Raw genomic sequence first — 19,690 nt, forward strand, 5'->3', positions numbered from 1 at the left:
ATTATCACCCCGATTATCAATCCACTCTCTTTATCTTACCTTACTTTGAATGTTGATACTATATTATTTTTAAATAAATTGAAGTTTATTTAGAAATATGTTTAAGTCGTAAAGCATTCAATACAACAGAAACCGAACTAAATGCCATAGCTGTACCAGCTAGCCAAGGTGCTAAAAATCCCATTGCTGCAAAAGGTATGCCCAACATATTGTAACAGAATGCAAAAAATAGATTTTGTTTAATATTGCGTATAGTAAGACGGCTTAATTGTAATGTCTCAATAATATGTTGGAGATTGCCATTTACTAATGCAATATCAGCAGATTCTAGTGCGATATCAGTACCTGAACCCATCGCAATACCAATATCACTCTTCATTAAAGCGGGGGCATCATTTAAACCATCTCCAACCATCATGACATACCGTCCTTCTTGTTGTAATTGTGCAATAACAGATGCCTTTTCATTTGGTTTCACCCCCGCAACAACCCGTGTTAAACCTAGCGTTTTGCCTATTGCTTGGGCTGTTTTTTCACTATCTCCACTGAGCATAATGAGATCATATTGCTTAGCAAGTTGCGCTAACACTGATGGCGCTTCTTGTTTGGGTTCATCTCGAACACCTAATATGATGGCGAGCATACCATCCATGCTCATTGCAATCACTGTCGCACCTGAAGCTTCAAGCATTTGAACTTTTTTCATTTCCTCTTCATTGATTATTGTATATTGTTTAACAAATGCGATAGAACCTACAACAATCTGATGACCTTCAACTTTTCCAAGAATACCATTACCCGTATGTGTCTGATAATCATCCACAGGTAATATTTCTAACGCATCAAAATAAGTCACAATCGCTTTAGAAATAGGATGCTCAGACTGAAATTCTAAACTTTTCATATAACTTTTAGACTGGATATTCACATTAAAATCATACATTTTTATCACTTCAGGGTTACCCATTGTCAAAGTTCCTGTTTTATCAAAGACAATTGTATCTACACGGTGTGCTTGTTCCAGTGATTCAGCTGTTTTGAATAATACGCCAGATTCTGCAGCACGTCCTGAACCTACCATGATTGATGTCGGTGTTGCTAAACCCAATGCACATGGACAAGCAATAACAATCACTGCAATAAATGTTTCTAGTGCCTGTGATAAATGATACGGTGTAATAAAAAAGTACCATACTATAAAAGTAATCACAGCAATCCCTACAACTACCGGTACAAATATATTAGACACTTTATCTGCCAAACGTTGTATTTGGGGTTTTTCTCCCTGGGCTTCTTCAACAACTTTAATAATTTGGTTGAGTACAAGATCTTCTCCTGTATGTGTGACACGTACCTTTATAAAGTTTTGTTGATTAATCGTACTACCAATTACCGTATCTCCCACTTTTTTATCGACTGGTAAACTTTCACCAGTCAACATAGACTCATCAACAGTTGACCACCCTTCAATCACTTCTCCATCTAAAGGAATTTGTGCCCCACTACGTACACGTACAATATCACCTACACGTACATCTTCAATTGATATATGACATATTTGTCCTGCTCGCTCAACCTCTGCATCATGAACTTGTAATGCTGCTAGTTTTTCAATAGCATCACTTGCATGACCTTTTGCACGCTTTTCAAAATACTTACCTAACAAAATTAACGTAATCAATACTGCACTCGTTTCAAAATAAAGTGGCACATGTCCTACTGTATGTGTATGTGAAAACATCAAATAAATGCTATAAAAATATGCAGCAGATGTGCCCATCGCTACAAGCACATCCATATTAGCACTTTTATTGCTTAAAGACTGATATGCCCCCCTATAAAATTGCCATCCTAATAAAAATTGAATAGGTGTTGCTAAAATAAATTGGAACCATGGATTCAATAAAAGATCAGGGACTGATATAAAACTTAAAAACGAAAAATGAGCAAACATCGTATACAACAATGGTAATGATAAAATCAACGAAACGATAAACTTATACTTTTGATGTTTTAACTCATTTTTTTTACGTGCTTGTGTTTCTTTTTTTGTTTCAATTGGCAATGCTTCAAAGCCAATTTTAGCAATGCGCTCAAAAATAGTATCTAAGCTAATTTGACTTTTGTCATATATGACTGTTCCCTTTTCCATAACGAGATTAACATGAATAGACGCTACACCTGCTTCTCTCTTCAAAGTACGCTCAATACGTGCAGCACATGCAGCACATGTCATCCCCGAGATTTTAAATGTTTCTTTACGCATCATCAACACTCCAATACCTACATAGGGTATATTAAATTTGCAATAAAAGGAGTGAAATACAATCTAAGTCTCACAGAGATTATTGTCATTCCACTCCCACATCATTCATTACTTCACATCATAACCTGCGTCATATATACGCTGCTTAACATCTGTTAAAGCGACATCATTTGCTACTTCAACCTCTACTTTATCTTCAGATGGAAATGCTTCAACAGTGATCACATCTTCATTTTCTTTTACTGCTGTTTCAACTGCTGCTTTACAATGATTACAGCTCATCCCTTCTACTGCAATAACATGTTTAGTCATACTATTCCTCTCCTTTATAGGCATTTAACACAGGAAAACCTGCATCATAAATTTCTTTTTCAAGTGTATTCAAATTAGCTGGTGTATCATACTGAAGCGTCACAGTTTGCTTTGGCAGATCAATAGAAACTGCTTCTACACCAATCATCGACGTTAATCGTGACACAAGCTCTGACTCTTGTACATCACTTTTTAATCGGTCTATAACTACTACGGCTTTCATTGTATATCGTTCTCCTAATCTTTCATGAGTTTTTGAAAAGTAACCAGTAGCTCGTCCATTGCTTCTTGCTCATTTCCAGACTCTACTTTATGCATAATACAACCCTTCATATGATGTTCTAACAACTTAGTAGCTACACCATTTAATGCTGAACGTGTTGCACGTATTTGCGTCAAAACATCATCGCAATAAACATCTTCATCAATCATTCGGTTAATCGCCCTGACTTGACCTTCAATACGATTCAAACGTGATTGCAAGTTGCGTTTTATAACTTGTGAATGGTTTGCGTGTTCTATCATCGTACATCCCTCATATCTTTAATCAACATCTCTTCACCGACTATAATATACCCTATATAGGTATGTGTCAAATATAAAAATTTTTCATCTCATTGATAAAAAAGTGTTACAATATCACAAAGATAACGAACAGGAGGACATGAAGTGAGCGAAATACTTTATTCATTTTTTATTGAAGGCAATGCTATTGCCAATTATATTTTTATCAGCTTATTTCTTTTAAACCTAACTTTTGTATTTACCATTATTTTTATGGAGCGACGGAGTGCTAGCTCGATTTGGGCATGGATTCTCGTCTTAGGGCTTTTACCGATTTTAGGGTTTATACTTTACTTATTATTTGGTCGTCAAATTCAACGAAAATCTTTATTTCAGCTAGATGAGAAAGACCGTATCGGCTTAGAACTACTCGTGAACGAACAGCTAGAAGCACTTAAAAGCGGTACATTTGCACCTCAAAACCCGCATATGCAATATTATAAACATATGATTCAAATGTTACTTTATAACAATGCCGCATTCTACACTAATCATAATGAAATAGAGTTATTAACGGATGGTTACGCTAAATTCAAACAATTAAAAGCTGATATTCGACAAGCACAACACTACATACATATTCAGTATTATATTTTTCGCAATGACATGCTCGGTAAAGAAATACTCGAACTTTTAGAACAAAAGTTAGATGAAGGACTAGAAGTCAAAATGCTTTATGATGATATGGGGTCTCGTACATTAACTTTAAAAGACTTTAAGTTATTTAAAGAAAAAGGCGGACAAGTAGAAGCTTTTTTTCCATCTAAGCTTCCACTCATTAATCTCCGTATGAATAACCGTAATCATCGTAAAATCGTAGTTATTGATGGTAAAATTGGTTATGTTGGTGGTTTCAATGTTGGTAAAGAATATCTCGGTTTATCTAAAAAGTTTGGCTATTGGCGTGATACGCATCTACGTATTCGAGGAGAAGCGGTGAGTGCCTTACAATTACGCTTTATCCTAGATTGGAATTCCCATGCACACCGTAATAATATCCACTATGATGACAAATATTTTCCAAATAACCAAATCGAAACACCGCATAATATCGGTGTTCAAATTGCTTCAAGTGGCCCCGATGAATCGTGGGAACAGATTAAATATGGTTATCTTAAAATGATTTCAATGGCACAAAAAACAATTTATATCCAAACGCCTTACTTTATCCCTGACGAAGCCTTTATGGATGCCTTAAAAATTGCAGCACTCGGTGGTGTGGAAGTCAATATTATGATTCCAAATAAACCCGATCATCCTTTCGTTTACTGGGCAACTTATAAAAATGTTGCAAGTCTTATCGAAGCAGGTGCACGTGTTTATCTTTATGATAATGGCTTCTTACACGCTAAAACGTTGACCATAGATGATGAAATCACAAGTGTTGGTACAACAAATATGGATAATCGTAGCTTCACACTCAACTTTGAAGTCAACGCTTTTGTATATAATGAAACATTGGCACAGCAAGTTAAAGATAGCTTTGAGCAAGACTTAAAAGTATGCTCTGAATTAACACAAGAACGCTATGACCAACGTGGCTTATGGATTAAATTTAAAGAATCAATAAGCCAGCTACTCACCCCAATATTATAAATACATTAAGGAGTGTTAAAATGCACCCACATATTAAAGCAGCTTATGATTATATGAAATTATCACATGCTGAAGATACTACTGGACATGATATCGCTCATGTTAAGCGCGTGCATCACCTCGCCAAAAATCTTGCGCAATCTTATCCTGATGCTAATGCATATGTTATTGAAATGGCTGCCCTTTTGCATGATACTGTAGATGATAAGCTCGTTGATTCTAAAACAGCTTATACGTCACTTCAATCTTTTATGGACGCATGCCCTGTCTCAAATAAAGAGCAACACGCCATTCTTTATATTATTGACAACATAAGCTTTCGAAAATCAAAACAAGTTGGAAAACTACAAACACTCGAAGCGCAAATCGTCCAAGACGCAGACCGTTTAGATGCAATCGGTGCAATCGGCATCGCACGTACATTTCAATATTCAGGTCATTTTAACGAACCTATGTGGACAGATGATGTGGCACCTGATGAGCTCCAAAAAGAAGTTACGCATTTATCTCCTTCTGCAATTAAACACTTTTATGAAAAATTATTGACTTTAAAAAACTTGATGAATACACCAGAGGCTCAACGTATTGCAACACAGCGCCATCAATTTATGAAGACATTTCTCCAGCAATTTTTTGATGAGTGGAATAGTACTGATATATAAGATTCTAAATTATCTCTCATATACTTTCATAAAAAAGACGCCGATTAAACGGCGTCTTTTTATGAACTTACTATTTCTTTTTCTTCTTTTTAGAAACAACTTGTGTGTTTTTACCTGATTTGCTATTTTGTTTCTTTTTTTCTTCAATTTTTTTTATAAGTGGTCCTACCTCTTCTTGTGCTTTCTTACTGTACACAACATTTGCAATGTACGTTTGAACAACAAGGAAAGCTGCTGATACGGACCAATATAAACCTAATGCCGCAGCAGATGTAAATGAGATCCAAATAATCATGATTGGTGAGATGATCATCATCATATATCCCATTTGACGCTGTTCTTGTGGCATATTTGTTAATGACACATATGCTTGGAAGAAATAAAGCACACCGGCAATAATAGTAATCCAAATATCTGGCTTATCTAATTGGAACCATAAGAAGTCAGAATACTTTGTAATACCACCACCTGATGGATATCTCAAGACAAAGTATAGTCCCATAATAATTGGCATTTGAAGAATTAATGGTAAACATCCCATCATACTTGCCATTGGGTTCATACCATACTTTTTATAAACTTGCATCATTTCTTGGTTGGCAGCCATTTTATCTTCTTGTGTACGTGCTCTCTTCACTTTTTCTTGAACTGCCGTAATATCTGGTTTTGCAATTTTCATCTTTTCACGCATCATATGCATGTTTTTATAGTTAGATAACATAAAAGGTAACAATACGATACGCACAACTAATACGATAATAATAATAGCTAGACCATAGTTATTATCTAGTTGATGACCCAACCAATGAATTAACTTATCCATTGGTGCAACAAACGTATTGAAAAAGAAACCGTCTCTGTTTTCAGGTTTGCTATAATCACACCCAGCTAATAACACAGTGATACCTAAAAGCATCGTTAATAGCGCTTTGTTCTTCATTTTTCCACCTCAATAGTATTATTCACATAAGTGTCATTTTATCATATAACATAGTAAGGTGGAAACATTTCCTAATAAAAAGTATATTTATTTAAAAGACTGTAAATATCGTGACACAGAGTTTTCAATATTTTCACTTTGTGTAATTGAAGAAATCGTAGCAATACCATCTGCTCCATTATTGATAAGTGAAGCTACATTTTCTTCAGTAATACCACCAATCGCTACTATTGGAATCACTTCATCATAGCGTCGCATTCGACGTATCATTTCAATACCTCCTGCTTGTTTGGCATCACTTTTCGATTGTGTTTTATATACTGGACCTACACCAATATAATCAACATGTGTTAAATCAGATTGATCATATTCTTTAAAATCACTTACACTCAGTCCAATAATTTTGTCTTTTGCACGTTCATAAAATTGGGATATTGCTTTATCATCTTGTCCAACGTGAATACCGTCTGCATTAATATCTAACGCTAAGTCAACATCATCATTTACAATAAACGGCACGTTGTATTTTTGACATAACTTCTGCAATGTAATCGCCTTTTCCTTCTTAGCTGCACCTGTTAATGCTGAAGTTCCCTTTTCACGGAATTGAAACATTGTAATTCCTGCTTTTAAAGCTTCCTCTAAAATCTCATCCAATGTCCCTTTTTTGACATCTTGCGTACCTGCTATAAAATAAACACGCAATTGTTTGCGATCAAATCCCATCATGACTCACTTCTCTCTTTTTTATCTCTTGCTGATAGCTTACCGCTGTCATCTGATTTAAAGTATCAAGTAAGGCTATCATAAAAGTTCCGGGTAAATCTGCACCTTCTCTTAACTCAGCCTGTTCAGCAGAAATGTTGTAATAAGATACCGCTTGAATCAATTTATCCAATGAAGGCTTTTTTCTTTCAATAAGAAGCTAGCAATGATTCCCCCCAATAAACAACCTGCTCCTGTAATTTTTGTCAGTAATGTACTGCCGTTCTCTAACAGTACCGTTTGCCCCTCTTGTACAACCACATCTGTCTCGCCTGTCATTACGATAGCTGCACCAAACTTGCGATGGGCTCGTTCCGCAATATGATATGCAACACCAGTAACAGTGTTATCTGTTCCTTTCATCGTAGCTGTATCATCTATCAGTGCTAAAATTTCTGATGCATTTCCCTTAATAACAGTAACTGGAACTTCTTGTAAGAAGCGACGACAAAATGCTTTGCGAAATTGAGAAGCACCTACCGCAACAGGATCTAATACAATAGGTACACCTAAATCATTAGCTATGCGTGCTATTTCTATCATATCTTCTGCACGTTGCTTTGTAATCGTACCAATATTAATAAGCAAACTTTGCGCAACTCTAAAAAAATCTCTGGCTTCTTCAGGGGCTTCACTCATTGCTGGACTAACCCCTAGGCTTAATAAACCATTAGCTGTAAAATTTTTAACAACATCATTTGTATAACAAACGACAAGTGGTTGTACTTCACGTACTTTTGATACATAATCCATCTTAATCCCATCCTTTTAAAGTTTGATATGCAAAATGATTCACTGGGCCACGCCCTTGACCAATTTCTGGTGTATGTTTAATTGCTAAAGAAATAAAAGATTTAGCTTTAGCAACCGCATCATAAACTGAGCGTCCTTTAGCTAGTTCTGCTGTAATTACTGCTGAAAAGGTACAACCTGTGCCATGAGTATGTTCAGTAGAGTAACGCTCACTTTGAAATACATACCGTCCTTTACGTGTAAATAAATAATCAGTTGCGTCACCTTCTAAATGACCGCCTTTAATGACAACACCTTTTGCACCAATATCATTAATAAAAAATTTTCCAGCTTTATCTATTTGGGCTACGCTATCAAGCTTAATGCCTACTATTTCTTCTACTTCAGGTACATTAGGAGTTGCAACGTCAGCGTAAGGAAGTAAAGTTTCTTTTAATCTTTGTCGCACTTCGTTTTCCATCAAAGTATCCCCACTTTTAGCAACCATAACAGGATCTATAACATAAGGGATATCTACTTTTTTTAAATAGTTTTCAATTAATATCATCATATCTGGTGTTGGAATCATACCCGTTTTTAAAGCATGGGGTGATTCATCGTTAAAAACACTTTCTAACTGTTCTTCTAGCCAATCAGGGTTAAGGTTGTGAATATGTTGTACACCTAACGAATTTTGTGCAACGATACTCGTCACAGCTGCCATACCATAGACACCACAAGCATGAAATGATTTTAAGTCTGCCATTACACCTGCACCACCTGATGGATCTGTGCCTGCAATAGTTAGAGCAATTTTAGGTTTTTGCATTCTTTTTCCCTCCAAATAGTTGAATTCAACAATAATTAAGACTACTTGGAGGCGTCTCTATATAAACAGTCGTTTATCTACACCCTATACGTTGTCTACTTCCCTCCGTTGGTATCATCCAAATCAGGTTCCAAGGGTTTGAATGTTATTCATCTCAGCCATCTGGCGCCCCTAGTAGTCATATCTATTATTTTCTTTAATTTAGCAAATTAAGTATTAAAATTCAAATAAACACGCGCTGTATAAATATGTATAAGGACGAGTCCACGCCTTACGCATTGTGCAACTCGTCCACTTTTGTGTACAGAAATAGTCTTATTATTAAGAAGTGATTAAAAGATAGGTTTTAGAGATTGAATTTAAGAGAGTGGTTAAAATTTTAGTAATAATCAACATGATATAAGCTATGAGGGGGAGTCAAGGCTTATACAAAACTAAACAATAATAGGCTCTGGGGGAATTATTATACTACTTTCGTCTTTGTTAACAGACTCAACAACAATTTCAGTTATAAATCTTTTTTGATCATTATACTGAAAACGGCGTGTCGTAACGTATCCTTCGATGCATATCGTATCGCCTTTTTTGACGTACTGATCAACTTGTATCGCAACAGGACCAAATGCTTTACAATTCAAATAGTCATAGATTGGGCGATCATCCTTACTCCTAAAACTTCGCTCAACAGCAAGAGAAAAAGCAATAAAGTGGCTACCGGGCTTCTCATAATACTTAGGTTCTTGGGAGACTGTACCACGTGCTTTGAACTGATTAATATTTTCTCACCTCCTGCCATTATCATAATTGTTTATCCCTTTGAAACGCAATGTAGCAAAGTTTATTTTGTTCACATATCCTTACATATACATTTCAACTTTTTATGCTTAGGCTAAGAAATCCCTTTCTATTTAAGTTATAATTAAAGTATAATCTTAAAAAACGTAAAAATTTAAACTTTAGGGATGGTGGTTACATGAAAACATTTAAGGCAGTTCGTTTTCAAATTGTATCCAATAATAGTAGTGTGACAGAGTATGAACTCGTAGATGGCGTTATTATTAATAAAGAAAATCGTGGGACAGGTTGGCTATTAGAAATTGTTATATCTGATATTCATAGAGAACAGATGGAATATTATAAAAAGCATCGTACAATGCTCAACATTCGTGTCGTGATTACCCGCCCATCTAATGACCCTGCCTTATTCGATGCTACGATTAAACATATTACACCACTACAAGATAAAATCTCTGTCATCTTTGAATGTCATATTTATACGTTACGTCAAGTGTATGCAGAGAGCTTGTTAGAACAACTCGTCGAAGAAGGTTTACAAGGGGAAGAACTCACTAAAACTTTTAATCGTATGATGCAATCTAAACCTCGTTTAAAAGATGAACGTCAATAAAAAGACTATACCTAAAAAGGGAGCGAGACAGAAAGCTCATTTTTGCTAAGCGCTTTCGTAGCCTCGCCCCAAAAGGGTTATTAGTCAAAATGTATTTTCACCTCAGAAATCCGCTACCATTTATAGATTTTGACTCACTGATTTAGAACAGTTCGCCTATGTTCTAACCCCTCTTCTCATTATTTACTGTGGTGATTGTAAAGCGAATGTTAGTTCACAACTACAAGCAATTTGCCCGTTAACCGTTGCTTTAGCTGTCCCTTTGCCAATGGGTCCTTTAATTTTAGTGATTTCAACTTCTAAACGTAATGTATCTCCGGGAACAACTTGTTTTTTAAATCGACATTTATCAATACCTGCAAAAAGCGCTAACTTCCCTTTATTTTCTTCGCTATTTAACATAGCTACTGCTCCAGTCTGTGCCAATGCTTCTGTAATCAAAACACCTGGCATCACCGCATAATCAGGAAAATGTCCTTGAAAGAATGGTTCGTTACCTGAGACTTGCTTGATACCTACACAACGCTGTCCTGGCTCATATTCCACAACCTTATCAATAAGTAAAAAAGGTTGTCGATGGGGGATAATCTCTTTAATTTCGTTATAGTTAAAAATAGTTTCCACGTTATTCTAACCTCCAATAGTTTCTGCTACATATTGCCAAAAATCTGGTTGGAGTATTTTTAATATATTGTCATGATTCATCATCAAACCAATCATTAAACCTACACCAAAAATAATTATACTCAATATTATAAAAACACATAATTTCAAACTTGTTGATGCTTTAATCATATCACGACTTATAAACCGCTTCATCTTAATCATTACGGCGTTCAATATTTGCGCCCAATGCTTTCAATTTGCCGTGAAAGTCGACATAGCCACGATCTAAATGTTTTAACTCTGTAACTATCGTTTCGCCTTCTGCCACTAATCCAGCTAGTATGAGTGCTGCAGCTGCACGTAAATCTGTCGCCTTCACTTGTGCACCTTGCAATTCACTTTTACCTTCAATTTTTGCACTACGACCCTCTACTGAAATATTGGCATTCATTCGCTTAAACTCAGCAACATGCATAAAACGATTTTCAAAAACCGTCTCAGTCACAATTTTATGACCTTCTGCTGTCAACAACAATGCCATCATCTGAGATTGCATATCTGTTGGAAAACCGGGATGTGGTAATGTCTTTACATCGACAGGCTGTAACTGTTCTGGTGCTGTCACTCGAATACTATCTTCTTCATATTCAAGTTCGACACCCATTTCTTCTAGTTTATAAACAAGGCTTGTCATATGTTCTTTAATCGCACCTTTAACACGCACATCTCCTCGTGTTATCGCTGCAGCAATCATTAATGTTCCTGCGACAATGCGATCAGGAATTATAGCATGTTGTACACCTTTTAATGCGGGGACACCATCAATAACAATTGTATCGGTTCCTGCTCCTTGTACATCGCCACCCATTTCATTAATATAGTTAGCTAGATCTACAATTTCAGGTTCTCTTGCTACGTTTTCAAGAACTGTTCGTCCTTTAGCGAGTGCTGCAGCCATCATAATATTTTGCGTTGCACCAACACTTGGAAAATCTAAATGAATATCACATCCTACAAGCCCATTCGGTGCTGTTGCATGAATAAATCCTGCTTCTTGATGAATTTCTGCACCTAACGCTTCAAATCCTTTGAGATGTTGTTCAATCGGTCGAGAACCAATAGCACAACCACCCGGTAGCGCTACTTTTGCCACGCCTAATCGTGCAAGTAATGGCCCCATCACCAAAATACTTGCACGCATTTTGCTTACATATTCATATGGTGCTTCTTCGCTTAAACGTTGTGTTGCGTCAACTGTTACAGTCTGTGTCCCTTCGTCATATGTAACATCTGCATTTAATACGCGTAATACATTATTAATCGTTTCCACATCACTTAATGGGGGGACGTTACTGAGTTCACTTTTACCTTCACTTGCTAATAAAGAAGCTGTAATAATTGGAAGAACTGCATTTTTAGCGCCTTCAACAGTGACTTCCCCCTTTAATACTTGACCACCACGTACTATAATTTTGTCCATCTTCAAAAATCCTCCACTATCTCTTTCACTTTTCTTGATTTAAGACATCCATTTCTGTTGCTTTATTAACTCATCACTCATTTTTATTATAAATAAGGTGTGCGATTACTCATAAAAGCACGTACAATCCTCTATTATAATCCTAAAATAAATATTTAATTTGTGTTGAAAATTGTAGTAAATCTATTACAAAATTACTAACACCTGCTCCAATAACAATTGCCAAAAAAATAATTACAACTTGTACTTGAACAGGGTGACCTTTTTTAAAAAAATAATCAAGTCTTATTGCATTCAAAGCCCAAAACGATACACAAATACAGAGTACATGCATAATGATATGTGCAACTGCAAATTGTCCTAAATATTCCATCTCATAATATTGCTCCTTACATACATATCTCACTTAATTTTACATGATTTTTGAGTCAATTCATAATTTTAGTGCTTATATCTCTATACATTAAACTAAAATAATATGTGATTCATCTATTAATACCTTATAAAAAGGCTTAGCGACATGACATCACTAAGCCTTTTATAATTATCTATATTTAGCAACTTCGATACGATTTTCTGCACGTTTCAATGCACGTTCAGCACGTTTCATATCCGTATCATCTCTATCTCCTTCAAGATAAAATGTTGCGCGCTGTTTTGCTGATTTCGCACGTTCTAAATCAATATCCTCAGCTGATTCAGCTGATTGAACTAAAATATTGATTTTTTCACGTCGAATCTCAGCAAATCCTTCAGTTACAGCAATATAATCAGATTTGCCATCACGTGTCACCTTTACATGACCAATTTTTAATGGCGCAACCGTTGGAATGTGACCATGCATCACACCCATTTCGCCTGCTGTTGTTTGTAAGACAACAATTTCAACATTGTCTTCGTTATAAACAGAACCATTAGGAGTGACGATATCTAAGGTTAATGTATTCATTATCCAAGCCTCCTAATTGTATTATACTTCAACACCCATGTCTTTTGCTTTAGCGATAACATCATCAATGCCACCTACTAAACGGAATGCATCTTCAGGGATGTGATCATATTTACCTTCTAAAATAGCTTTAAAGTCTTGAACTGTATCTTTAACAGGTACATAAGAACCCGGTTGACCTGTAAACTGTTCTGCTACGTGGAAATTTTGTGATAAGAAGAATTGAATACGACGTGCACGTTCAACCGTTTTCTTATCTTCATCAGATAACTCATCCATACCAAGAATTGCAATAATATCTTGTAATTCACGATATTTTTGAAGTGTTGACTGTACTTGACGTGCAACTTCATAATGCTCTTGCCCCACAATCGTTGGCTCCAATGCACGTGAAGTAGATGCCAACGGATCCACAGCAGGATAGATACCCATCTCACTTAATTTACGCTCTAAGTTTGTAGTAGCGTCTAAGTGCGCGAAAGCTGTCGCTGGCGCTGGGTCAGTGTAGTCATCTGCCGGCACGAATACAGCTTGAATTGATGTAACAGATCCTTTATTCGTTGATGTAATACGCTCTTGCAATTGACCCATTTCTGTTGCAAGTGTTGGCTGATAACCTACAGCGGAAGGCATACGACCTAATAACGCAGACACCTCTGAACCCGCTTGTGTGAAACGGAAGATGTTATCAATGAATAATAAAACGTCTTGCCCTTGCTCATCTCGGAAATATTCAGCCATTGTTAAACCAGATAATGCTACACGCATACGTGCACCCGGTGGCTCGTTCATTTGACCGAATACCATTGCTGTTTTTGCAATAACACCACTGTCTTTCATTTCATAGTAAAGGTCATTACCTTCACGCGTACGTTCACCTACACCGGCAAATACTGAAATACCACCGTGTTCTTGTGCAATGTTATTAATCAATTCTTGGATTAATACCGTTTTTCCTACACCGGCACCACCAAACAAACCGATTTTACCACCTTTAATATAAGGTGCTAATAAATCAACGACTTTAATTCCTGTTTCTAAAATTTCTACTTCTGTGGACAACTCATCAAATGTTGGTGCTTGACGATGAATTGGATCACGACGTACAGATGCATCTATCTCACCATCTAAGTCGATATGATCTCCTAATACGTTAAATACGCGACCCAATGTCGCATCACCTACTGGTACACTAATTGGTGCACCTGTGTCTTTTACTTCGGCACCACGTTGAACACCATCCGTAGAGTCCATCGCAATTGTACGCACAACATCATCACCTAAATGAAGCGCCACTTCTAAAGTTAAGCTCTCAGTTTCACCATCTCTAGGTACTTCAATAATGAGTGCGTTATTAATATTGGGCATTGCATCATGCTCAAAACGCACATCGATTACTGGCCCCATGACCTGAGTTACACGGCCTAATCCCATGTTTGTTCCTCCTTATAATCAATTTATTCCAATGCTGCTGAACCACCAACAATTTCGGTAATTTGTTGTGTAATGGCTGCTTGACGCGCACGGTTGAATTCTAAAGATAAATCATCAATCATTTCGGTTGCATTATCAGAGGCATTTTTCATTGCGTTCATACGAGAAGCATGCTCACTCGCTTTAGCATCTAAAATTGTACCGTAAATTAAACTTTCGATATACTGCGGTAACAATACTTTTAATATCGATGCTCTATCAGGCTCAAATTCATAAGATGACATTTCACCATGACCCACGCTTGAATCCTCTTGAGATAATGGTAACAACTGTTTACTTGTCGGTTTGTTCTCAATGACACTAATATAATGGCTATAATAGACATGTAGCTCGTCGATACTTTCATTCACATATAAATCAACAGCTCGTTTAGCAATCGCTTGTACTGCTTTGAATGAAGGCTGATCCGGAATATCCGTTAATGCATTTGCCACTTGGTAACCTCTATTTTGAAGGAATGATACACCAATTTGTCCTAATACAATGATACTATACTCTTCCGGACTATTATGGCGTTGCTCAATATCACGAATCATTTGTTTCAAAACATTGGCATTATAGGCACCAGCTAAGCCTCGATCACTTGTCAATACCATATATCCCACACGTTTTGTCGGACGTTTCACCAACATTGGATGACCTGAAGATGTATTAGATCCTGCAATCGCTGTAATCGCATCTTGCATTTTCTCCATATAAGGACGAAATGTTCTGGCATTACGTTCTGCCTTACGCAATTTAGAGTTTGATACCATGTTCATCGCACTCGTAATTTGCTTCATCTTTTTTGTTGATTTTATACGAGAATCTATTTCTTTTAAAGAAGCCACTATCTCACCACCTTCATCGTTTAATTATCAATTATTGCTCAGTTTTTTTGAATCCTTTTTTGAATTCATTAATAGCAGCTTCAAATTTATCATCTGCTGGTAAGCCACCTGTTTCACGAATCTCAGTAAAGATGTCGTTCGCGTTCATTTTTGTCCATTCAATAATTTCATCTTCAAAGCGCGTAATATCCTCTACCGGAATATCATCTAAGTAACCACGTGTTAACGCATAGATAATCAAAACTTGATGTTCCACTGGCAACGGTTTGTTTTGATCTTGCTTTAATACTTCAACTGTACGTTTACCACGTTCAAGTTTACGAGATGTTGCCTCATCTAAATCTGAACCAAATTGTGCAAACGACTCAAGCTCACGATATGATGCCAAATCAAGACGTAATGTACCTGCTACTTTTTTCATCGCTTTGATTTGTGCAGAACCCCCTACACGAGATACTGATAAACCAGCGTTAATTGCAGGACGGATACCTGAGAAGAACAAGTCTGATTGTAAGAATATTTGTCCATCTGTAATTGAGATAACATTCGTCGGTACATAAGCAGAGATATCGCCTGCCTGTGTCTCAACGAATGGTAATGCTGTAATAGATCCACCGCCTAGTTCATCATTCAACTTAGCAGCACGTTCTAGTAAACGACTGTGTAAGTAGAAAACATCACCTGGATATGCTTCACGACCTGGTGGACGGCGTAAAAGTAATGATAATTCACGGTAAGCTGCTGCTTGTTTTGTTAAATCATCATATACAATTAATACATGTTTGCCATTAAACATAAATTCTTCAGCAATAGACACACCTGCATATGGTGCGATATATAACATCGGTGCTGGTTGTGCCGCAGATGCAGATACAACAATCGTATAATCAAGTGCACCCGCTTGACGTAATTTTTCAACCGATGCACGTACTGTTGACTCTTTTTGACCGATTGCTACATAAACACAAATCATATCTTGGTCTTTTTGGTTTAAAATAGTATCAATTGCAACTGTTGTCTTACCCGTTTGACGGTCTCCAATAATCAATTCACGTTGTCCACGTCCAATTGGTACAAGCGCATCAATGGCTTTAATACCTGTTTGTAATGGTTCATCTACTGATTTACGTGCCATTACACCTGTTGCTTTCTTTTCGATCGGACGTGTTTTTGTTGTATTCAATGGACCCTGTCCATCAATCGGTTGCCCTAATGGGTTTACAACACGACCAATTAATTCGTCACCCACCGGCACTTCCATGATACGTCCTGTACGTTTAACTTCGTCCCCTTCTTTAATTTCATCAAAAGGTCCTAAAATAACGACACCGACATTTGTTTCTTCTAAATTTTGTGCCAATCCAAGAACGCCGTTATGGAATTCTAATAATTCCCCAGCCATAACGTCATTTAATCCGTGAACTAATGCAATACCGTCACCAATTTGAATAACTGTACCTACATCTGTTACCGACATCTCAGACTCATAGTTTTCAATTTGTGAGCGAAGTAATGCACTAATTTCTTCAGCTTTTATGGCCATCTATGTCACTCCTCTTTCATACAAAATTAATAGACTCTGCTAAATTGCTTAACAAGTTGATTTAAATCATTTTGAATACTACCATCATAGACTTTCGTACCGATTTTCACACGTATGCCACCGATTAATTCAGGTTTTACTGTGCTGTGTACATTCAAGTCTTTTAAGCCTGTACGATCTAATAAAGCATGTTTCACTTGTGTTACTTCATCGTCAGAAAGTGCCGTTGCCGATTCGATATATGCATCTGCCAAACCATGAAATGTATAATAGTTTGCTTCGAACGCTTCATATATATAGGGCAACAATCGAAAGTTACGTTGCTCTGCAATCACCTTTAACGTATTCATCAAATAAGGATGTACACCTTTAAAAATATGGTTGATCATTTCACGACGTTCGTTTGCTGTGATTTTAGGCTCATAGTCAACGGTCGCTAAAGTATTTTTTTGATTTTGAATAGCCGTTTGTATTTCAGTAAATTCCTTATATACTTCCGTTAACACTTCTGCTTTCAAAGCAACATCGAAAAGTGCTTGGGCATATTTTTGAGCTACATTAGCCATTATTTATCCCCTACCTCTTTAATGTACTTTTCTACGAGTGCTTTCTGATCTTGCTCAGAGATTTCTTTACGCAAAACTTTTGATGCAATCAATACTGATAACTCAGATACTTGATTATTAATCTCAGCCAATGCACGCTCTTTTTCGCTCTTAATTTCGCTTTGAGCTGTTTCAATCATACCATTCGCACGTTTATTTGCTTCATGGATGATCTCTTCTTGCTGACGACGTGCTTGTAGTTTTGCGTCTTCAATGATTTTATGAACTTCATCTTGTGTTTCTTTTAATATCTTTTGATTTTCTTCTTCTAGCTGTTGCGCGTTAACTTTCGCACGCTCTGCATCATCAATATCTTGATTGATTGAACGCTCACGGTCGTCCATCACTTGTTTTAATGGTCCCCATGCATATTTTTTCAAGAGTATTAACAAGATAATAAAAGTCGCTAAAGTTACGATAATATCACCAATGTTAACACCACTTCCTGCTGCAAAGGTAAATAAGTTGGCAGTCACTATGCTGTACACTCCTTTCAATCATTTCATCTCACTATATAAAACGAATGGCGAAGGTCTATATATCATTAGACTTCGCCGCAGACAATAGCGCTTAGCACTTTAAAAGCAAGCTGTCATCGTCTCGATTATCGTCATGACTTGTACGACATTGTGTCATTATTAAATAAATAATACGATAAATGTAATAACTACGCCGATGATAGGAAGTGCCTCAACTAAACCAATACCGATGAACATGATTGACATTAATTGTGTACGTGCTTCAGGTTGACGTGCTACACCTTCAACTGTTCGAGATACGATTAAACCGTTACCAATACCTGCACCTAATGCTGATAAACCAATTGCGATTGCTGCTGCGATTAAATTCATTATATATTTCCTCCTAAATGTTTAAAGTTAATTTTTATTTAATGGTTATCTGCCACTTTGTGTGACATATATACCATTGATAACATGATAAAGATATACGCTTGGATTGTACCGATAAATATCGAGAAACCTTGCCATACTATAAGACCCGGTATACCGATAATAAAACCAACACCTATAAATGTTACTTTTGCAAGTAAGCCCAATAAAATCTCACCTGCATAAATGTTACCGTAAAGACGTAATCCAAGAGTCAATGTTGATGCAAACTCTTCAAATACATTGATTGGAATTAATGCTGCGTATGGTTTAGCATAACCTTTGACATATGCTTTTGCCCCACGCATTTTCACACCGTAATAATGTGTTAATAATACCATCATTGTCGCAAGTGTTAATGTCACATGTGGGTCTGCTGTTGGTGATTTCCACCATAACGTATGACCGTTAACAAACTGCATTGGCAGTCCAAGCATATTAGCAACAAAAATAAAAAGAATTAATGTCACCGCTAAAAAGTGGAACTGTCCACCTTTTGACCATGCCATATTACTCTCAATGACTCCCCTCACAAAGTCAAATACCCATTCAATAAAGTTTTGAGCACCTGATGGTCTTTTTTGAAGATTGCGTGTACATAAAACTGCAATAACAAAAACAATGACTGCTGTAATCAAAAGCATCATGATTGTAGATAAGTTAAAGTTAATATCTAAACCAAGAAAGTGCCAAGTTACAATAGGATTTTCATGTTGCATTTTTTGATTTCACCTCTTTTCAGTTTAAGAATATCCCCTATCCCCTTTTGATTAAGGGACGAAAAACAACCAATGCGTATGAAATCATTAGTCCAATCAGTACACCCATAATATGTATTTGAGATTGATTTAAAACCCACACAATACAAGTGACCAAAGCGACTAAATATCGCCAACCATTCCCTGTTGATATGTGACCAATCTTTTGTTGTTGCGCTCGCCAAAGGTAATATTCAAATATAAACGTATTGATTATAGAAGCACATGTTCCTACAAGCAATCCTGCAACAAAAGCATGATGATATAACAGATACAAAATAACAAGAACCATTACAATAATAGAATAGTATGTTAAAAATGGTTGTGATTTTTTATAGAAACGTTTCATTTTGAGCCCCTTTTCTGCCGTAAGACACAAATGTGAAAGCCGTTCCACACATACAACTTTCATGATAATATAGGGGCAAAAGTGTGTCAATTGTGCATTGAAAAGGGCTTTT

23 protein-coding genes, 1 pseudogene and 1 riboswitch are annotated in these 19,690 nt (G+C 36.5%); of the genes and pseudogenes, 3 read left to right on the plus strand and 21 right to left on the minus strand.

The window, feature by feature from the left end:
* Window positions 1–85: 85 nt before the first annotated feature.
* From FGL66_RS07265 to csoR, 4 genes are all read right to left on the minus strand, one after another.
* Window positions 86–2,266 carry a heavy metal translocating P-type ATPase gene (locus FGL66_RS07265; protein ID WP_258007265.1) on the minus strand — a complete coding sequence of 727 codons (2,181 nt, stop codon included), beginning with the start codon at window positions 2,264–2,266 and terminating at the stop codon, window positions 86–88.
* A 108-nt stretch (window positions 2,267–2,374) separates the two neighbouring features.
* Window positions 2,375–2,578: a cation transporter gene (locus FGL66_RS07270; RefSeq protein WP_180809179.1), complete on the minus strand. Its 204-nt coding sequence runs from the start codon at window positions 2,576–2,578 to the stop codon at window positions 2,375–2,377.
* A 1-nt stretch (window position 2,579) separates the two neighbouring features.
* A complete protein-coding gene (csoZ, locus tag FGL66_RS07275) occupies window positions 2,580–2,801 on the minus strand; it encodes a putative copper chaperone CsoZ (RefSeq protein ID WP_180809180.1) in 222 nt (73 codons plus the stop codon).
* Window positions 2,802–2,815: 14 nt separating this feature from the next.
* Window positions 2,816–3,103 carry a copper-sensing transcriptional repressor CsoR gene (csoR, locus tag FGL66_RS07280; protein ID WP_180809181.1) on the minus strand — a complete coding sequence of 96 codons (288 nt, stop codon included), beginning with the start codon at window positions 3,101–3,103 and terminating at the stop codon, window positions 2,816–2,818.
* Between the two features lie 144 nt (window positions 3,104–3,247).
* Here csoR and cls point away from each other — a divergent pair, with 144 nt between their 5' ends.
* Complete coding sequence (gene cls, locus FGL66_RS07285; RefSeq protein ID WP_180809182.1) at window positions 3,248–4,738, plus strand: cardiolipin synthase; 1,491 nt, start codon at window positions 3,248–3,250, stop codon at window positions 4,736–4,738.
* Between the two features lie 20 nt (window positions 4,739–4,758).
* Entirely contained in the window at window positions 4,759–5,400 is a 642-nt protein-coding gene (locus tag FGL66_RS07290) for an HD domain-containing protein (RefSeq protein ID WP_180809183.1), read from the plus strand.
* Window positions 5,401–5,470: 70 nt separating this feature from the next.
* Here FGL66_RS07290 and yidC read toward each other — a convergent pair whose 3' ends face one another.
* From yidC to FGL66_RS09970, 5 genes and pseudogenes are all read right to left on the minus strand, one after another.
* Window positions 5,471–6,340 carry a membrane protein insertase YidC gene (yidC, locus tag FGL66_RS07295; protein WP_180809184.1) on the minus strand — a complete coding sequence of 290 codons (870 nt, stop codon included), beginning with the start codon at window positions 6,338–6,340 and terminating at the stop codon, window positions 5,471–5,473.
* 87 nt (window positions 6,341–6,427) lie between these two features.
* Entirely contained in the window at window positions 6,428–7,066 is a 639-nt protein-coding gene (thiE, locus tag FGL66_RS07300) for a thiamine phosphate synthase (protein WP_180810495.1), read from the minus strand.
* Window positions 7,056–7,858: pseudogene (gene thiM, locus FGL66_RS07305) on the minus strand (hydroxyethylthiazole kinase). Before thiM ends, thiE begins: the two are co-directional and overlap by 11 nt.
* A gap of 1 nt (window position 7,859) precedes the next feature.
* Window positions 7,860–8,666 (minus strand): bifunctional hydroxymethylpyrimidine kinase/phosphomethylpyrimidine kinase, encoded by an 807-nt coding sequence (gene thiD, locus FGL66_RS07310; protein ID WP_180809185.1) that lies wholly within the window; start codon window positions 8,664–8,666, stop codon window positions 7,860–7,862.
* An 83-nt stretch (window positions 8,667–8,749) separates the two neighbouring features.
* Window positions 8,750–8,849: riboswitch (TPP riboswitch) on the minus strand.
* A 251-nt stretch (window positions 8,850–9,100) separates the two neighbouring features.
* On the minus strand, window positions 9,101–9,442 hold the full coding sequence (locus tag FGL66_RS09970; RefSeq protein WP_180810496.1) for a single-stranded DNA-binding protein: 342 nt from the start codon (window positions 9,440–9,442) through the stop codon (window positions 9,101–9,103).
* A gap of 197 nt (window positions 9,443–9,639) precedes the next feature.
* On the opposite strand from FGL66_RS09970, the gene FGL66_RS07320 reads away from it, so the two are divergent.
* On the plus strand, window positions 9,640–10,074 hold the full coding sequence (locus tag FGL66_RS07320; protein WP_180809186.1) for a YwpF-like family protein: 435 nt from the start codon (window positions 9,640–9,642) through the stop codon (window positions 10,072–10,074).
* Between the two features lie 183 nt (window positions 10,075–10,257).
* On the opposite strand, the gene fabZ is transcribed toward FGL66_RS07320, so the two are convergent.
* The 12 genes from fabZ to FGL66_RS07385 form a co-directional block, all read right to left on the minus strand.
* Window positions 10,258–10,698 carry a 3-hydroxyacyl-ACP dehydratase FabZ gene (fabZ, locus tag FGL66_RS07325; protein WP_180809187.1) on the minus strand — a complete coding sequence of 147 codons (441 nt, stop codon included), beginning with the start codon at window positions 10,696–10,698 and terminating at the stop codon, window positions 10,258–10,260.
* Window positions 10,699–10,894: 196 nt separating this feature from the next.
* Window positions 10,895–12,160, minus strand: coding sequence for a UDP-N-acetylglucosamine 1-carboxyvinyltransferase (gene murA, locus FGL66_RS07335; protein ID WP_180809188.1), 1,266 nt, complete (start codon window positions 12,158–12,160; stop codon window positions 10,895–10,897).
* A 142-nt stretch (window positions 12,161–12,302) separates the two neighbouring features.
* Window positions 12,303–12,533, minus strand: a complete 231-nt coding sequence (locus FGL66_RS07340) for a DUF1146 family protein (RefSeq protein ID WP_180809189.1) — start codon at window positions 12,531–12,533, stop codon at window positions 12,303–12,305.
* A 171-nt stretch (window positions 12,534–12,704) separates the two neighbouring features.
* The gene (locus FGL66_RS07345; protein WP_180809190.1) at window positions 12,705–13,109 is read right to left on the minus strand and encodes a F0F1 ATP synthase subunit epsilon; all 405 of its coding nucleotides are present in this window, start codon (window positions 13,107–13,109) and stop codon (window positions 12,705–12,707) included.
* 21 nt (window positions 13,110–13,130) lie between these two features.
* Window positions 13,131–14,543 (minus strand): F0F1 ATP synthase subunit beta, encoded by a 1,413-nt coding sequence (gene atpD, locus FGL66_RS07350; RefSeq protein ID WP_180809191.1) that lies wholly within the window; start codon window positions 14,541–14,543, stop codon window positions 13,131–13,133.
* A 23-nt stretch (window positions 14,544–14,566) separates the two neighbouring features.
* Window positions 14,567–15,433 (minus strand): ATP synthase F1 subunit gamma, encoded by an 867-nt coding sequence (atpG, locus tag FGL66_RS07355; RefSeq protein ID WP_180809192.1) that lies wholly within the window; start codon window positions 15,431–15,433, stop codon window positions 14,567–14,569.
* Window positions 15,434–15,464: 31 nt separating this feature from the next.
* Window positions 15,465–16,976 (minus strand): F0F1 ATP synthase subunit alpha, encoded by a 1,512-nt coding sequence (atpA, locus tag FGL66_RS07360; RefSeq protein ID WP_180809193.1) that lies wholly within the window; start codon window positions 16,974–16,976, stop codon window positions 15,465–15,467.
* Between the two features lie 26 nt (window positions 16,977–17,002).
* Window positions 17,003–17,542: a F0F1 ATP synthase subunit delta gene (locus tag FGL66_RS07365; RefSeq protein WP_180809194.1), complete on the minus strand. Its 540-nt coding sequence runs from the start codon at window positions 17,540–17,542 to the stop codon at window positions 17,003–17,005.
* Window positions 17,542–18,057, minus strand: coding sequence for a F0F1 ATP synthase subunit B (locus FGL66_RS07370; protein WP_180809195.1), 516 nt, complete (start codon window positions 18,055–18,057; stop codon window positions 17,542–17,544). Before FGL66_RS07370 ends, FGL66_RS07365 begins: the two co-directional genes overlap by 1 nt.
* A 162-nt stretch (window positions 18,058–18,219) precedes the next feature.
* A complete protein-coding gene (atpE, locus tag FGL66_RS07375; protein ID WP_014613343.1) occupies window positions 18,220–18,432 on the minus strand; it encodes a F0F1 ATP synthase subunit C in 213 nt (70 codons plus the stop codon).
* Window positions 18,433–18,470: 38 nt separating this feature from the next.
* Window positions 18,471–19,190, minus strand: a complete 720-nt coding sequence (atpB, locus tag FGL66_RS07380; RefSeq protein ID WP_180809196.1) for a F0F1 ATP synthase subunit A — start codon at window positions 19,188–19,190, stop codon at window positions 18,471–18,473.
* 37 nt (window positions 19,191–19,227) lie between these two features.
* Complete coding sequence (locus tag FGL66_RS07385; RefSeq protein ID WP_180809197.1) at window positions 19,228–19,578, minus strand: ATP synthase subunit I; 351 nt, start codon at window positions 19,576–19,578, stop codon at window positions 19,228–19,230.
* Window positions 19,579–19,690 lie beyond the last annotated feature (112 nt).

The sequence above is a fragment of the Staphylococcus sp. 17KM0847 genome (assembly GCF_013463155.1).
Classification (GTDB): domain Bacteria; phylum Bacillota; class Bacilli; order Staphylococcales; family Staphylococcaceae; genus Staphylococcus.

Excerpts from the sequence above, each read along its gene's own strand:
- FGL66_RS07265 (WP_258007265.1), bottom strand. The coding sequence starts at position 2,266 with ATGCGTAAAGAAACATTTAAAATCTCGGGGATGACATGTGCTGCATGT.
- FGL66_RS07270 (WP_180809179.1), bottom strand. The coding sequence starts at position 2,578 with ATGACTAAACATGTTATTGCAGTAGAAGGGATGAGCTGTAATCATTGT.
- csoZ (WP_180809180.1), bottom strand. The coding sequence starts at position 2,801 with ATGAAAGCCGTAGTAGTTATAGACCGATTAAAAAGTGATGTACAAGAG.
- csoR (WP_180809181.1), bottom strand. The coding sequence starts at position 3,103 with ATGATAGAACACGCAAACCATTCACAAGTTATAAAACGCAACTTGCAA.
- FGL66_RS07290 (WP_180809183.1), top strand. The coding sequence starts at position 4,759 with ATGCACCCACATATTAAAGCAGCTTATGATTATATGAAATTATCACAT.
- yidC (WP_180809184.1), bottom strand. The coding sequence starts at position 6,340 with ATGAAGAACAAAGCGCTATTAACGATGCTTTTAGGTATCACTGTGTTA.
- thiE (WP_180810495.1), bottom strand. The coding sequence starts at position 7,066 with ATGGGATTTGATCGCAAACAATTGCGTGTTTATTTTATAGCAGGTACG.
- thiD (WP_180809185.1), bottom strand. The coding sequence starts at position 8,666 with ATGCAAAAACCTAAAATTGCTCTAACTATTGCAGGCACAGATCCATCA.
- FGL66_RS07320 (WP_180809186.1), top strand. The coding sequence starts at position 9,640 with ATGAAAACATTTAAGGCAGTTCGTTTTCAAATTGTATCCAATAATAGT.
- murA (WP_180809188.1), bottom strand. The coding sequence starts at position 12,160 with ATGGACAAAATTATAGTACGTGGTGGTCAAGTATTAAAGGGGGAAGTC.
- FGL66_RS07340 (WP_180809189.1), bottom strand. The coding sequence starts at position 12,533 with ATGGAATATTTAGGACAATTTGCAGTTGCACATATCATTATGCATGTA.
- FGL66_RS07345 (WP_180809190.1), bottom strand. The coding sequence starts at position 13,109 with ATGAATACATTAACCTTAGATATCGTCACTCCTAATGGTTCTGTTTAT.
- atpD (WP_180809191.1), bottom strand. The coding sequence starts at position 14,543 with ATGGGATTAGGCCGTGTAACTCAGGTCATGGGGCCAGTAATCGATGTG.
- atpA (WP_180809193.1), bottom strand. The coding sequence starts at position 16,976 with ATGGCCATAAAAGCTGAAGAAATTAGTGCATTACTTCGCTCACAAATT.
- FGL66_RS07365 (WP_180809194.1), bottom strand. The coding sequence starts at position 17,542 with ATGGCTAATGTAGCTCAAAAATATGCCCAAGCACTTTTCGATGTTGCT.
- atpE (WP_014613343.1), bottom strand. The coding sequence starts at position 18,432 with ATGAATTTAATCGCAGCAGCAATCGCAATTGGTTTATCAGCATTAGGT.
- atpB (WP_180809196.1), bottom strand. The coding sequence starts at position 19,190 with ATGCAACATGAAAATCCTATTGTAACTTGGCACTTTCTTGGTTTAGAT.
- FGL66_RS07385 (WP_180809197.1), bottom strand. The coding sequence starts at position 19,578 with ATGAAACGTTTCTATAAAAAATCACAACCATTTTTAACATACTATTCT.